Consider the following 13,774-nt stretch of genomic DNA (forward strand, 5'->3'; position numbering starts at 1 on the left):
CCCGACCGTTGATCACGACAAACAAGTAATTTTCATGGAATGAGTCCGGCCTGGAATAAATCGCCGCGGGCCGGGTTCGCGACGATGGCGGGGCGGGCGCACTCGGAGTATCTTGCGCTCACCCGGGCGGCGAGCCTATTCCTGACGAGGGGCAACATGGGTGTTCTGGCAAGAATCACGATGATCGGCGGACTGGGACTCTTGACGGCGTGCGCCGCGCCGCCGCCCAAGCTGGCCGCCAACGAAAGCGTGCAGAAGGTGCCGGTGCGGGTGGCGCTGGAGAACGGCGGCGCCGCCACCGGCGAGGTCGTGGTGACCGTCTTCACGCCGGCGGGCGAGGGCCGTCATCCGCTGATCGTGATCAACCATGGCCGGGCCGGCGACGCCGCCGGCCGCGCCAAGCTGGGTCGGGCGCGCTACGCGGCGGCGTCCAGGTTCTTCACCGATGCCGGCTTCGTGGTCGCGCTGCCGGTGCGCCTGGGCTATGGCGTCACCGGCGGGCCGGACCTGGAGAACAGCGGCCCCTGCGGCGAGCGCCGCTTCACCCCGATGTTCGACCGCGCCGCCAGCCAGATCGACCAGGTGCTGCGGGTCATGGCGCAGCGTCCGGACGTGGACCCGGCCAGGGTGGTGGTGCTGGGGCAGTCGGTGGGCGGCGGCTCGACCGTGGCGCTGGCGGCGCAGAACCCCGCGGGGGTGAAGACCGCCATCAACTTCGCCGGCGGCTCGGGCGGCGATCCGGTGCGCTCGCCCGGCAAGCCGTGCGGCCCCGAGCGCCTGCAGGCCACGTACGCGGGCTATGGCCAGGCCACGCGGCTGCCGATGTTGTGGATCTATACCGAGAACGACCTGTACTGGGGGCCGGACTGGCCCAAGCGCTGGGTCGAGGCCTACAACCAGGCCGGCGGCCACGCCACCTTCGTGCCCATGGGGCCCGACGGCGAGAACGGCCACAGCCTGTTCACCCACGCGCCGCAAAAGTGGCAGCCGGTGGTGGCGAAGTACCTGCGCGAGCAGGGCTTCGACATGCCGCAATAGGCGTGGCCCGAGCGGCCGGCGGCGCCGCCGATTGCGCGACCGGTAGCGCCGCCCGCCGCGTCAGCGGTCCGGGACCGTGGCCAGCAGCGGCGAGTCGAACATCGCGGCCGGGGAGATGATGGGTTCCTCCCACGGGATGTCCTTGCCGTAGCGCGCCTGCATCGTGGCGCGCACGGTGGGCGAGCTCAGGTCGAACTGCTTGAGGGGTTGCAGCGCGCCGATCTGCAGGCCCAGCGTGCGCTGGTAGATCTTCCAGACCAGCTCGGAGCAATAGATCCGGTCGTCCGACCAGCCGAAGGCCGCGTCGTAGGGCTTGCCGAGATAGCGCGCGCCGGTGCGGGCCAGCTGTTCGCGCGTCTCGGGCGTCAGCCGCGAGGCATCGCGCAGGCGCTTGACGACGTATTTTCCGTTTTCGCCCTGCGCCGTCCACTGGGCCAGCGGCGTGTAGCTGACCGTGGCGGCGGCTTCCAGCACGTAGGGCGCGCCCTGGCGCATCACGATCATGCCCATGTGGCTGTAGGGCGAGTGGGTGGCCTGCTGGATCGCCTGGCTCTGGGCGGAGCGGGATTGCTGGAAGATCAGGTCGCCGGTCTGCACGTCCGGCGCGGCGCGGGCGGTCCAGGACGCGGCGCACAGCGCGGCTGCGGCGAAGGCGCCGGCCCACGCGCCGGCCGGTTTGCGTCGTCCGACGCGTGTCCACGCGGGAGCTTGTTGCTGGCGTCCGTCGCGCGCGGCGCGGCGGTCTTGCGGCAATGCTGAAGGCTGCGGTGCGGGCATGGCGGTTCCCCATGAAAAGCCATTCGTCGCGCGTCGTCGAGCGAGCGCGAGGGATGGCGGATTCTACCGTTCCCGCCCGGGTTGCCGCGCGGCAAGGGCGCCGCTTTTTTCAAGCGCGCGGCGTCGACGGATGCAGCAGGTCGGCGATGCCGATGCGCTCGGCGAACGCGATCCGCAGTTCCTCGGCCAGCGCCAGCACTTCCTCGGCGCCATCGCCGACGAAGTCGACCACCGAGCGCGCCGGCCGGCTGCCCGCCGGCAGGCCGACGATGCGGGCGATCTCGTCGGCCACCGCCTGCGGCGTGGCGTCGTCGGGGGTGAGCGCGCTCAGGCGCACGCCGACCTGGTCCATCACGCCGTCGTAGCGCGCATAGGCCGCCACGCGGGCCTGGTCGCTGGGCTTGCCGGCGCTGGGGAAGTGCTCGGTGCCGCGGGTGAAGGCGCCCGGCACCACGATCGAGGTCTCGATGCCGAAGCGCGCCAGTTCGTACGACAGGCTCACCGCTAGCGAATCCATCGCCGCCTTGGCCGCGCCGTACGGCCCCATGAACGGCGGGAAGCCGCCCTTGGTGGTGGTGCTGCTGATCCACAGCATCAGGCCCGACTGCTGCCGGCGCAGCTGCGGCAGGGCGGCGCGGTTGACGCGCTGGGCGCCGTAGAAGTTGGTGTCGAAGGCGTGCTGCATGTCTTCGGCGGTGAACGCCTCGGTCGGGCCGATCACCAGGTGGCCGGCGTTCTGCATGACCACGTCGAGCCGGCCTTGGGCCTGGACGATGGCGGCCACCGCGGCGTCGGCGGACGCCTGCGACAGCACGTCCAGTTCCAGCGGATGCAGATCGGCGCCGTGGGCCGCGGCCCAGTCGCGCATGGCCTGGGCGCGGCCGGCGTTGCGGCCGGCGATGTCGCGCATGGTGGCGTAGACGGTGTGGCCGGCGCGGGCCAGGGTTTCGGCGGACAGCTTGCCGATGCCGCTGCCGGCGCCGGTGATGAGGATGACGGATGCCATGGAAGTCTCCGGAAACGGGTCGGCGCTCAGGCCAGGCCGCCGTTGGCGCGCAGCACCTGGCCATTGATCCAGCCGCCGTCGGCGCTGGCCAGGAACGACACCACGCCGGCGATGTCCTCGGGTTCGCCCAGGCGCTCCAGCGGCGGCATCTTGGCGAAATGCTCGATCAGTTCCGGGCTCTTGCCCGTTTTGAACAGCTCGGTGGCGACGGGGCCGGGCGCCACGGCGTTGACCGTGATGCGGCGGCCGCGCAGTTCCTTGGCGAACACGCGGGTGAAGCTTTCCACCGCGGCCTTGCTGGCGATGTAGATGCCGTAGGTGGGCATGTTCAGCGCCAGCGTGGTGCTGGAGACGTTGACGATGCTGCCGCCGTCGGCCAGCCGCGTGCCGGCCTCGCGCAGGGTGTTGAAGGTGCCGCGGGTGTTGATGTCGAAGGTCTGGTCGTACAGCGCGTCGCTGGTTTCGGCCAGCGTCTGCAGCTTGAGCACGCCGGCGCTGTTGACCAGCACGTCGATGCGGCCCAGGCCGGCTTCGACCTGGTCGAACATGGCGCGCACCTCGGCGGCCTTGGACACGTCGGCGCGCACCGCCAGGGCCCGGCCGCCGGCCTGGCGGAGTTCAGCGGCGAGGGCGTCGGCCTCGGCGGCGCTGGAGGCATAGTTGATGGCGACGGCAAAGCCGTCGACGGCCAGGCGGCGGACGATGGCGGCGCCGATGCCGCGCGAGGCGCCGGTGACCAGGGCGACGCGTTGGGAAGCTTGGGAAGTCATGGATTGTCCTTGGGTGAGTGGGTGAGACGAATCATGGACTATTCCAAACAAAAGATAATTATTCTGTTTTTGCTAACATAGTTTCATCTACGTTAATAATAGGGGGGCGCATGGACCGCTTCCAGGAAATGCAGGTGTTCGTGCGCATCGCCGAACGGCGCAGTTTCTCCAAGGCCTCCGAGGACCTGCAGATTCCCCGCGCCACCGTGACCAACCTGATCAAGCGCATGGAAAAACGGCTGGGCGCGCGCCTGCTGGAACGCACCACGCGCCAGGTGCGGCTGACCCATGACGGCGAGGCCTATTACCGGCGCTGCGTGCGCCTGCTGGCCGACCTGGAGGAGGCGGATGGCGCTTTCCTGAACACCGCGCCCAAGGGCCTGCTGCGGGTCAACCTGCAAGGCACGCTGGCGCGGGTGTTCGTCATGCCGGGCCTGCCGGCCTTTCTCGAACGCTATCCCGACATCGTGCTGCACCTGGGCGAAGACGACCGGCTGATCGACCTGGTGCGCGAGGGCGTGGACTGCGTGCTGCGCGCCGGCACGCTGCAGGACTCGTCGCTGGTGGGGCGGCAGATCGCCCTGATGCCGCAGGTCACCGTGGCCAGCCCGGCCTATCTGGCGCGCTTCGGCGAGCCGGCCACGCTGGACGACCTGGACGGCCACCGGGCGGTGGACTACATCTCGTCATCGACCGGCCGCAGCCTGCCGCTGGACTTCATGGTGGATGGCCGAAACGTGCTGGCGCGGCCCGGCTCGGTGGTCAGCGTCAACGGCGCCGAACTCTACGCCAGCGCGGCGCTGGCCGGCCTGGGGCTGGCGCAGGTGCCGCGCTACCGGGTCGCCGACGAACTGGCGTCGGGCCGGTTGCGGGTGGTGCTGCCCGACCTGCCGCCGGCGCCGATGCCGGTGTCGGTGCTGTACCCGCAGAACCGCCAGGTGTCGGCGCGGGTGCGGGTGTTCAGCCAGTGGCTGGCCGAGATCTTCGGCCAGGCCTTCGGGCCGGCCGGTCAGACGATGCCGGTCAGGTAGTACACGGCGATCACCAGGAACACCGACAGTGTCGAGATCAGCGTGATCGCGAAGATGTCGCCGTAGGACTGGCGATGCGTCAGGCCGGTGACGGCCAGCAGGGTGATGACGGCGCCGTTGTGCGGCAGCGTGTCCATGCCGCCGCTGGCCATGGCGGCGATGCGGTGCAGCACTTCCATGGGAATGCCGGCCGCCTGGGCGCTGTCGATGAAGGTCTGCGCCATGGCCGCCAGCGCGATGCTCATGCCGCCCGAGGCCGAGCCGGTGATGCCGGCCAGCGACGTCACCGCCACCGCCTCGCCCACCAGCGGGTCGGGAATCGCCTTGAGCGCGCTGGCCACCATCAGGAAGCCGGGCAGCGCCGCGATCACGCCGCCGAAGCCGTATTCGGCCGCGGTGTTCATCGACGCCAGCAGCGCGCCCGAGACCGCGCTCTTGCTGCCTTCGGCGAAGTGCGCCTTGATGTGCGAGAACGAGAACAGCAGGATGGTGACGATGCCGGCGATCAGCGCGCCCATCACCGCCCACAGCGCCACCTGGTCCTGGGCGTTGACCGGCATGGGCTGCGGCAGGCCGGGCAGGTCGACCTGCGAGCCGGCCGGGTACCAGCCGGGAATCCAGCGCGTCAGCAGGTAGTTGGCCACGCCCACCACCACCAGCGGCAGCAGCGCGACCAACGGGTGATGCTCGCGTCCGCCGGCCGGCGTGTCCGGCTCGTTGCGCAGCTCGGTGCCGTAGCCTTCGCCCGCCAGCGCGGCGCGCTTGCGGCGCCATTCCAGGTAGGCCACGCCGACGCTCAGCGTGAAGGCCGCGCCGATCAGCCCCAGCCAGGGCGCGGCCCAGGTGGTGGTCTCGAAGAAGGTGGTGGGGATGATGTTCTGGATCTGCGGCGTGCCCGGCAGCGCCGTCATGGTGAAGGTGAACGCGCCCAGCGCGATCGCGCCCGGCATCAGCCGCTTGGGGATGCCGCCCTGGCGGAACATCTCGGCCGCGAACGGATAGACCGCGAACACCACCACGAACAGCGACACGCCGCCGTAGGTCAGCACCGCGCACACCAGCACGATGGCGACGATGGCGCGCTCGGCGCCGATCAGCCGCAGCACCGCCCGCACGATGGCGCGCGAGAAGCCCGACAGCTCGATCAGCTTGCCGAACACCGCGCCCAGCAGGAACACGGGGAAATAGAGCTTGGCGAAGCCCGCCATGCGCTCCATGAAGATGCCCGAGAACACCGGCGCCAGCGCCGACGGGTCGGTCAGCAGCACCGCGCCCATGGCCGCGATGGGCGCGCACAGGATGACGCTGTAGCCTCGATACGCCGCCAGCATCAGGAATGCCAGCGCCGCCACCACGATAATCAATCCGGTCATTCATTACTCCAGGAATGAAGGGTTAAGGGGTGTGGGGCTACACCTTAACCGATCGATCCCGGCGTCCGTTTGACAGGACGGGGCGCCGGCCCGTTGTCGGACCGGACCCCACGCGCGCCTCAGTACGTGGCGCGCAGCGTCAGCATCACGTTGCGCGGCTCGCCGTAGATGCCGTAGAAGTTGGACGGCACGCGGGCGTAGTAGTGGCGGTCGAAGACGTTGTTCAGCGTCAGCGAGGCGTCCAGGTTGCGGTTCACCTTGTAGCCGATCTGCGCGTCGACCACCGCGTAGCCGCCTTGCCACGAGACGTTGTTGCGGCTGGTGCGGCTCTGCGTGCGCACGCCGCCGCCAACGCGCCAGCCCGGCAGCACGTCGGGCGTGAAGCGGTAGGTGGTCCAGACCTTGAACAGGTGCTTGGGCGTTTCCGGGTTGACGATCTGGCCTTCCTGCGTCGGGTCGGACAGGTAGCGGGTCTGCAGGTAGGTGTAGCCGGCGTACAGGTCCCAGTTGGGCAGCAGGCGGCCGCTGATCTCGGCCTCGACGCCCTGGCTCTGGGCCTCGCCCTGCGCCAGGTAGCGGCCCGGGTTGGCGTCGTCGGGCACCGCGCGGTCCTTGTCGCGGATGCGGAACAGCGCCAGCGAGGCGTTGGCCGCGCCGTCCAGGAACTGGCCCTTCAGGCCGATCTCGTACTGCTTGCCGGTGCGCGGCTTGAGCGGCTTGCCGTCGGCCGTCATCTGCCAGGCTTCCGAGAAGGCGTAGATGTCCGAATAGCTGGCATAGGCCGACAGCCACGAGTTCAACTGCGCCACCGCGCCGTAGTAGGGCACGAACTTGCGCACCTCGGGATCGCGCCGCGTGTCGCCGGCCACCGGCAGGATCGCCTGGGTGGAGGTGCGGTACCAGCTCTGGCGCCCGCCCACGATCAGCGTCAGCGGGTCGGCCACGTTGAAGCTCAACTGGCCGTAGACGCCCATCTGGCTGGTCTTGGAGTCGTCGCCCGAGGTGTAGGGCAGGTCGGGGTTGGGCACGTCGATGTCGTAGATCGACACGCTGCTGAGGTTCATGCCGCCCGAGCGGCTGTCCTGGCGCCGCTCGGCGTAGTTGGCGCCGATCATGGCCTGGTGGGTGCGGCCGAGCAGGCTGAAGGGGCCCGAGGCATGGGTGTCGAAGCCCATCCAGCGGATCTGGTCCTTCTGCACCTGCAGGCGGTAGCCGGCGCGGTCGTTGACGGGATTGACCGGGCCGTTGACGTAGCCGTAGCGGCTGTCCATGTCGGTCGAGCGGTAGTTCATCGACACCTGGCCGGTCCAGCCATTGGCGAAGCGGTGGCTCAGTTCCGAATAGATTTCCGACATGGTGGTGTCGCCGCGCGACCAGTCGGTGCCGTAGAAGCCCTTGCGCGGCGAATCGATGATGTGGCCGTTCGAGTAGATCGACAGGCCGTAGTCGAACGGCGCCTCGTGCTGGCGCTGGTAGGCCGCCGACAGGGTCAGGGTGGTATTGGCGCTCAGGTCGAATTCGAGCGAGCCGTAGGCCAGGCCCTGGCGGTTGTGGGCCTTGTCGAAGAAGAAGTCGCGGTCCTGCGCGGCGAAGCCGGCGCGGGCGCGCACCCGGCCGTCGGCCGTGATCGGGCCGGTCGCGTCCAGTTCGGTGCGGTAGTTGTTCCACGAGCCGGCCATCACCGCGCCGGTCAGGCTGAAGGTGTCCAGCGGCCGCTTGCGCACCAGGTTGACGGTGCCGGCGGGGCTGCCGAAGCCCTGCAGCAGGCCGGCCGGGCCGCGCAGCACCTCGACGCGGTCGTACAGCGCCAGGTCGAACTGGGGCAGGTATTGCAGCGCGCCGTTGGCGGGCACGCCGTCGAACTGCACGTCGGTCTCGTAGCCGCGCGCAGTGAAGTAGGCGGTGCCGTCGCCGTAGGTCATGGCGCTGACGCCGGTGGTTTCGCGCAGCGCGTCTTCCACCGTGACCATGTTCTGGTCGTCCATGCGCTGGCGCGTCACCACCGACACCGAGTTGGGGATGTCGCGCACATTGGCGCCGGTCTTGCCGACGGTGACGGTATTGGCGGTGTACGACTGCGAGCCCTCGGTCTGGCCGGGGTCGGAGAGTTTCTCGGCCGCGCCGGTGACCCGCACGGGGCTCAGCTGCGGGACGTCGTCGGCCCGCGCCACGAGGGGCGCGCAGGCCTGGACCAGCAGGGCGGCGGCGAGAGTCAGGCGGAACGAAAAGGGGTGGCGTGGGACAAATGCGACAGGGGAGGATACGGCGGGCGTCATTTTCTTTTGAAAACAATGGGAATCATTTGCATTAATGATAAAAAGCAAGTTCCCTGTTTGCTGGACAGAAAATGTCGAAAAACGGACATAACTGGCTGGATCGCGGTTCTTTCAACCCTTGCTATCGAAATCCCGCCAATGCATGAGTTTCCCGTCGAGGCGCCGCCGGTGGTGGCGCGCTCGTTCCACTACGAAGATGGCCAGCGGCAAGAGCCGCATTCGCACGAGCGCATCCAGCTGATGTATTCGCCCACCGGCATCATGCGCGTCATGACCGAGGACGGCGCCTGGCTGCTGGCGCCGATGCGCGCGTTGTGGATTCCGCCCGGCGTGGCCCACGAGGTGCGCATGGTCGGCCAGGTGACGATGCGCTCGGCCTTCATCGCGCCCGACGCCGCGCCCTGGCTGTGGAAGGATACCTGCGCGCTGGACGTGGCGCCGCTGATGCGCGAACTGATCCTGGCGCTGAACCAGCCGGTGGCGCGCCACGGGCCGGTGCAGCGGCTGAGCGCCGAGCTGCTGCTGAACCTGCTGGCCGGCACCGAGCGGCAGCATCGCCAATTGCCGCTGCCGTTCGACCGGCGCCTGCGCAAGGTCTGCGCGGCGGTGCTGCAGTCGCCCGGCAACGACGACACGCTGGAGCAGTGGGGCGAGCGCATGGGCGCCAGCGCGCGCACGCTGGCGCGGCGCATGAAGGACGAGACCGGCATGAGCTTTCACAACTGGCGCTTGCAGGTGCGGATCGACGAAGGCATCTGCCGCCTGCTGCAGGGGCAGCCGGTGGTGAACGTGGCGCGGGCGCTGGGATATGCCAGCGCCAGCGCCTTCGTCTATATGTTCCGCAAGGTGATGGGGGTGTCGCCGACGCGGTATCTGGAGCAGATCGCGGGCGCATGAGCCTGAGAGAAGACGGCGGCGCTGCGCGTGAACGGGCGTGGCCGGTGCGCGCCTCAGGCCGGCGCGGGCAGGCGGGCCGGGATCAGTTGGTGTTGATCCATTCCTGCGTGTCGCGGATGAACCAGGGCAGGTTGAGCCGTTCGCCTTCGCCGGACTGGATGGTCAGGCGCCGGTCCGACGAACCCGGGGCGCCGTTCGCGCCCTGCGCCTGGGGCGCGGGCCGGCTGCGGTACTGCAGGTCGGTTTGCGTGGGCGGCTGGCTGGCGCAGGCGGCGATCGACGCGCAGGCGAGGGCGGCAAGGCTCGGCCGCAGGATTGAACAAAGGGTCTTCATGATTTGGGTTTCCGCTGGCGGCGGTCGACATGCCCGTCGATCCAGGCCGCATTATTCATTACCTTACTCGCAATACGAGGCGGATCCCACCGGCCCGTCGTATCACGGTATTTCCGCGCCGGCACGGTCCGGCGGCCGGCGATGCGGTTCGCGCCGGCGCGGCGCCGCTGGCGGGCCATCACGCTAGCCGTCGAGCAGCGCCAGCGCCTGCCGCGCGATCTCCAGGTCGATGGCGGCGTCGTCGCCGTCGCCCATGAACCACGCCGCCGACAGCCCGCACCAGGCCACCACCCATTGCAGCAGGCGGCGGCGGTCCAGTCCCGATTCCTCCAGCACGATCCCGAGCCTGCGCTCGAAACGGCCCGGCACGATGGCCACGGGCGGCTCCGGGTCGGCCAGATCGGGGTTGCAGAAGATGTTGGCGTAGTCGAAGGCGCGCTCGCCGTGGAGCCGCTTGGGGTCGATCACCAGCCAGCCGCGCGCGCCGAAGTCGAGGATGTTGTCGTGGTGCACGTCGCCGTGCAGCACCACCGGGTCGCGCGGATCGTCCAGCAGCGCGCGGGCGTGGCGCGCGCTGTGCGCCAGGATGCCGCCGCGCGCCCGCGCCATCGGCCACAGCTCGACGAACCATTCCTCCAGCGGCCGCAGCGGCGGCAGCGGTCTGGCGCGCGGCGCGTGCAGTTCGCGCAGCACGCCGCAAAGGATGCGGGTGGCCTCGTCGTCGCGGCCGTTGCGGGCATACTCGGCCAGCGAACGCGCGCCCGTGGCGCGTTCGAGCAGGATGGCGTCGCCTTCGTGCGCCAGCACCCGCGCGGCGCCGTGGCCGTCCCACCAGGTCATCAGCACGCCGCCCTGGCGCTCGTCTTCCTCGACCGCGACCTTCAGCATCGCGGGCACGCCGGCCTGGCGCACCGGCAGCAGCCGGGCGGCGTGGGTCGTGATGGGGGCGCCGTCGGGCACGAGGTTCCAGCGGGACAGGTAGGGTTCGAACATGGGCGCGGGGGCAGGCCTGGCCCGCCAGGGTGGGGAACGGTTACGGTATCAGAGAACGCCCGCGTCGGCCGCCAGCGCCGCCGCCTTGCGCGCCAGCGCCGCGACGCCGAAGCTGGTCGCCAGGGCCTGGTCCTCCAGCTCGGCCAGCGGCACCCAGCGCGCGTCCAGCGCATCGTCGCCGGCCACCGGGTCGCCGGCCTGCCAATGGCACAGCACCGCGATCAGGATGTAGTGCCGGCGCAGCGCGCCGGTCTCGTCGTGGTCGAACACGTCGACGGCGTCGAAGACGCGCAGCGGCTCGGCGCGCACGCCGCATTCCTCGAACAGTTCGCGCGCGGCGGCATCCTCGAGCCGTTCGCCGGCCTCGATCTTGCCGCCGGGAAAGGCCCAGCGGCCCTGGTCGGGCGGGTTGGCGCGCCGCACCAGCAGCACCTGGCCGTCGCGCACCACGGCGGCGATGGTGGCGGGAATGGGGCGCGAGGGTGGGGTGGTCATGTCGGGGTGTCCTTGGGGGCGTGGGCCGGCGGCATTCAGTCGGGCGCGAGGCCGTTTAGCATCATCGCCAGGCCGTATTCAAAGGTGGCGTCCGGTCCCTGCCTGTCCAGCGCTTTCATGGCGCGGGCCAGGGCGGGCGGCGGCGTGGGCGGGGCGTCGCGTTCGGGCGCGGCGGCTTCGGCGGCCTGCTGTTCCATGACCGAACCGACCACGTAGTGGCCGATGGCAACCAGGGCGTTGGCCGCCTGCAGCGGCTTGAAGCCGGCGTCGCAGAGCAGCTTCAATTGCGCCTCGACGCGATCGTACTGGGGCTCGGTGGGGCGGGTGCCGGCGTGGATGCGGGCGCCGTCGCGGTAGGCCAGCAGCGCCTGGCGGAAGCTGCGCGCGTTGGCGTACAGGAAGTCCTTCCAGGGCGCGCTGGGCGGGGGCATCGAATGGACGTGGTTGCGCGCCATGGCATCGGCCAGCGCGTCCAGCAGCGCCTGCTTGTTCTTGAAATGCCAGTACAGCGCCGGCTGCTGCACGCCCAGGCGCTCGGCCAGCCTGCGGGTGGTCAGGCCGTCCACGCCCACTTCATTGAGCAGTTCGAGCGCGCTGGCGATGACGGCGTCGCGTTGCAATTTGGCCATGGAACTCCGATCCGGCTTGATAATTTATCAGTGATCAATTTATCATGCGAAAACTTATCATTGATAAATTCCATCCTCATGCCGGACCGCGCCATCGCTTTGCTGCTTTTCATCGTCACCCTGGACGCTGCCGGGATCGGACTCATCATGCCGGTGTTGCCCGGCCTGCTCGATCAGTTGAGCGACCCGGCCTCGACCCCCGCCCACTACGGCCTGCTGCTGTCGCTGTACGCGCTGGCGCAATGCGTGGCCGGGCCTGTGCTGGGGGCGCTGTCCGACCGCTACGGGCGCCGGCCGGTGCTGCTGGCGTCGCTGGCGGGCGCGGCCGTCGACTACGTGGTGATGGCGGCCGCGCCGGCGCTGTGGGTGCTGTATCCGGGCCGCATCCTGGCGGGCATCACGGGAGCCACCGGCGCGGTGGCCGCCGCCAGCATCGCCGATGCCGGCGATCCGTCGCGGCGCGCCCGCCATTTCGGTCAGTTGTCGGCCTGTTTCGGCCTGGGCTTGATCGTCGGTCCGGCGCTGGGCGGGCTGGCGGGATTGGCCGGCGCGCGCATGCCGTTCGTGGCCGCGGCGCTGGCCAACGGCGTGGCCTGCCTGCTGGCGCTGGCGTGGCTGCCGGAATCGCGCCAGGGCGAGCGGCCGCCCTGGTCGTGGCGCACGCTCAATCCGGTGGCGGGGCTGCGTCAGGCGCTGAGCGGCAAGGGCCTGGGCGGATTGCTTTGGGTGTTCCTGGTGATGCAGGTGGCGGGGCAGGTGCCGGGGTCGCTGTGGGTGCTCTACGGCCAGGACCGATTCCAGTGGGACGCGGCGGCGGTGGGCCTGTCGCTGGCGGGGTTCGGCGCCTTGCACGCGTTGATGCAGGCGACGCTGCCGGGGCCGCTGAGCGCGCGGCTGGGCGAGCGCGGCGCCCTGGCGGTGGGCATGGCGGCGGATGCGTCGGGCTATGTGCTGCTGGCCTGGGCCACGCACAACTGGATGGTGGCGCCGCTGATGCTGTTGCTGGCGGCGGGCGGCGTCGGCGCGCCGGCTTTGCAGGCGCTGCTGTCGGCGCGCGCGGGCGCGGGCAGCCAGGGGCAATTGCAGGGCGCCATGAACAGCCTGGCCAGCGCCGCCGCCATTGCCGGGCCGCTGGCGTTCACCGCGCTGTACGCGGCCAGCCTGGGCGGCTGGACCGGCTGGCCGTGGGTGGCGGGCGCCGCGCTCTACCTGTTGTGCGTGCCGGTGCTGGCCCGGCCGGACCCGCGCCGCGACGCGGCGGCCCAGGCGCGCTAGCGCCGCCCCGCCTAGCGCAAATCCCGGTAGTGGCCGCCGGGGCCTTGGTGCACACTGTCGCAGGCGCCCGCCATGGGCGCGATGGATAACGACAGGGCCCGCGCGGGCCCGCTGGGGAAGCCGCATGGACACGCCGGACCGGCAATTGCGCTATTTCGTGCGCATTGCCGAATTGAAATCGCTCTCGCGCGCCGCCGAGGACCTGGACCAGACCCAGTCCGGCCTGAGCCGCCAGCTGGCCGCGCTGGAGGCCCACGTGGGCAAGCCGCTGTTCGTGCGCACCGGCCGCGGGGTCGAACTGACCGAGGCGGGCGCGCGGCTGCTGGAGGGCATCCAGCCGGCCTACCGCGCCATCGACCAGGCGCTGGAAGCCGTCCGCCAGCGCGAGGGCGTGACGCAGGGATCGGTGCGGCTGGCCACCGTCCACACGCTCAGCTACTACTTCATGGCCGACGTGGTGGCGCAGTTCGTCAGCAGCCGCGAGCACGTCAATCTGTCGGTCATGGGCCGCAGTTCGCCCGAGGTGGTGACGCTGGTGGAAAGCGGCAAGGCCGACATCGGTTTCGTCTACGACGCCGCCGTGGCGTCGGATGCGCTGGCCTCGACGCCGCTGTTCGACGACGACATGTGCCTGATCGTGCGCGACGGCGTCGCGGCCGAGGATGGCGTCGACCTGGGCGCGATGGCGCTGCGGCTGGTGGGCTTTCCCTCGCACTATGCGCTGCGCAAGATGATCCACAGCGCCGGCCTGCAGCCGGAATTCGTGGCCGAGGCCGAGACCATCGACGCCATGCTCAAGCTGGTGTCCTCGGGGGTGGGCGCCTGTATCCTGCCATCGCGTATCCCGCAAAAGCTGCTGACCGACTACGGCCTGCGCAAG

14 protein-coding genes are annotated in these 13,774 nt (G+C 70.2%); 5 read left to right on the top strand and 9 right to left on the bottom strand.

Annotated features, from left to right (window positions below; translation table 11 throughout):
• Positions 1-156: 156 nt before the first annotated feature.
• Complete coding sequence (locus AOZ53_RS17525; protein WP_180180045.1) at positions 157-1,038, top strand: dienelactone hydrolase family protein; 882 nt, start codon at positions 157-159, stop codon at positions 1,036-1,038.
• Between the two features lie 60 nt (positions 1,039-1,098).
• On the opposite strand, the gene AOZ53_RS17530 is transcribed toward AOZ53_RS17525, so the two are convergent.
• From AOZ53_RS17530 to AOZ53_RS17540, 3 genes are all read right to left on the bottom strand, one after another.
• Positions 1,099-1,815: a YiiX family permuted papain-like enzyme gene (locus AOZ53_RS17530; protein ID WP_156333425.1), complete on the bottom strand. Its 717-nt coding sequence runs from the start codon at positions 1,813-1,815 to the stop codon at positions 1,099-1,101.
• A 109-nt stretch (positions 1,816-1,924) separates the two neighbouring features.
• Positions 1,925-2,821, bottom strand: a complete 897-nt coding sequence (locus tag AOZ53_RS17535) for an SDR family NAD(P)-dependent oxidoreductase (RefSeq protein WP_054488720.1) — start codon at positions 2,819-2,821, stop codon at positions 1,925-1,927.
• A 26-nt stretch (positions 2,822-2,847) separates the two neighbouring features.
• Positions 2,848-3,591: an SDR family oxidoreductase gene (locus tag AOZ53_RS17540; protein ID WP_054488722.1), complete on the bottom strand. Its 744-nt coding sequence runs from the start codon at positions 3,589-3,591 to the stop codon at positions 2,848-2,850.
• A gap of 110 nt (positions 3,592-3,701) precedes the next feature.
• Here AOZ53_RS17540 and AOZ53_RS17545 point away from each other — a divergent pair, with 110 nt between their 5' ends.
• On the top strand, positions 3,702-4,622 hold the full coding sequence (locus tag AOZ53_RS17545; protein WP_054432179.1) for a LysR family transcriptional regulator: 921 nt from the start codon (positions 3,702-3,704) through the stop codon (positions 4,620-4,622).
• Here the strand turns inward: AOZ53_RS17545 and AOZ53_RS17550 are convergent.
• The gene (locus AOZ53_RS17550) at positions 4,601-5,995 is read right to left on the bottom strand and encodes a GntP family permease (protein ID WP_054488724.1); all 1,395 of its coding nucleotides are present in this window, start codon (positions 5,993-5,995) and stop codon (positions 4,601-4,603) included. The two genes, AOZ53_RS17545 and AOZ53_RS17550, sit on opposite strands and share 22 nt — an antisense overlap.
• Before the next feature lie 119 nt (positions 5,996-6,114).
• Positions 6,115-8,271 (bottom strand): TonB-dependent siderophore receptor, encoded by a 2,157-nt coding sequence (locus AOZ53_RS17555; RefSeq protein ID WP_054488726.1) that lies wholly within the window; start codon positions 8,269-8,271, stop codon positions 6,115-6,117.
• 138 nt (positions 8,272-8,409) lie between these two features.
• On the opposite strand from AOZ53_RS17555, the gene AOZ53_RS17560 reads away from it, so the two are divergent.
• The gene (locus tag AOZ53_RS17560; protein WP_054488728.1) at positions 8,410-9,168 is read left to right on the top strand and encodes an AraC family transcriptional regulator; all 759 of its coding nucleotides are present in this window, start codon (positions 8,410-8,412) and stop codon (positions 9,166-9,168) included.
• An 82-nt stretch (positions 9,169-9,250) separates the two neighbouring features.
• Here the strand turns inward: AOZ53_RS17560 and AOZ53_RS17565 are convergent, their stop codons facing one another.
• From AOZ53_RS17565 to tetR, 4 genes are all read right to left on the bottom strand, one after another.
• Positions 9,251-9,502 carry a hypothetical protein gene (locus AOZ53_RS17565; protein WP_054488730.1) on the bottom strand — a complete coding sequence of 84 codons (252 nt, stop codon included), beginning with the start codon at positions 9,500-9,502 and terminating at the stop codon, positions 9,251-9,253.
• A 183-nt stretch (positions 9,503-9,685) separates the two neighbouring features.
• Positions 9,686-10,495 (bottom strand): aminoglycoside phosphotransferase family protein, encoded by an 810-nt coding sequence (locus AOZ53_RS17570; RefSeq protein ID WP_054488733.1) that lies wholly within the window; start codon positions 10,493-10,495, stop codon positions 9,686-9,688.
• Between the two features lie 48 nt (positions 10,496-10,543).
• Positions 10,544-10,990 (bottom strand): NUDIX hydrolase, encoded by a 447-nt coding sequence (locus AOZ53_RS17575; protein ID WP_054488735.1) that lies wholly within the window; start codon positions 10,988-10,990, stop codon positions 10,544-10,546.
• Between the two features lie 35 nt (positions 10,991-11,025).
• Entirely contained in the window at positions 11,026-11,619 is a 594-nt protein-coding gene (gene tetR / locus AOZ53_RS17580) for a tetracycline resistance transcriptional repressor TetR (RefSeq protein WP_054488738.1), read from the bottom strand.
• A gap of 78 nt (positions 11,620-11,697) precedes the next feature.
• Between tetR and tet the strand changes: the two genes are divergently transcribed.
• Positions 11,698-12,894 carry a Tet(A)/Tet(B)/Tet(C) family tetracycline efflux MFS transporter gene (gene tet, locus AOZ53_RS17585; RefSeq protein ID WP_054488740.1) on the top strand — a complete coding sequence of 399 codons (1,197 nt, stop codon included), beginning with the start codon at positions 11,698-11,700 and terminating at the stop codon, positions 12,892-12,894.
• Between the two features lie 124 nt (positions 12,895-13,018).
• Positions 13,019-13,774 (top strand): LysR family transcriptional regulator (locus tag AOZ53_RS17590; protein ID WP_054488742.1); only part of this gene is annotated, 756 nt, incomplete at its 3' end.

Source organism: Achromobacter sp. 2789STDY5608621, from assembly GCF_001299375.1.
Classification (GTDB): Bacteria; Pseudomonadota; Gammaproteobacteria; order Burkholderiales; family Burkholderiaceae_B; genus Achromobacter; species Achromobacter insuavis.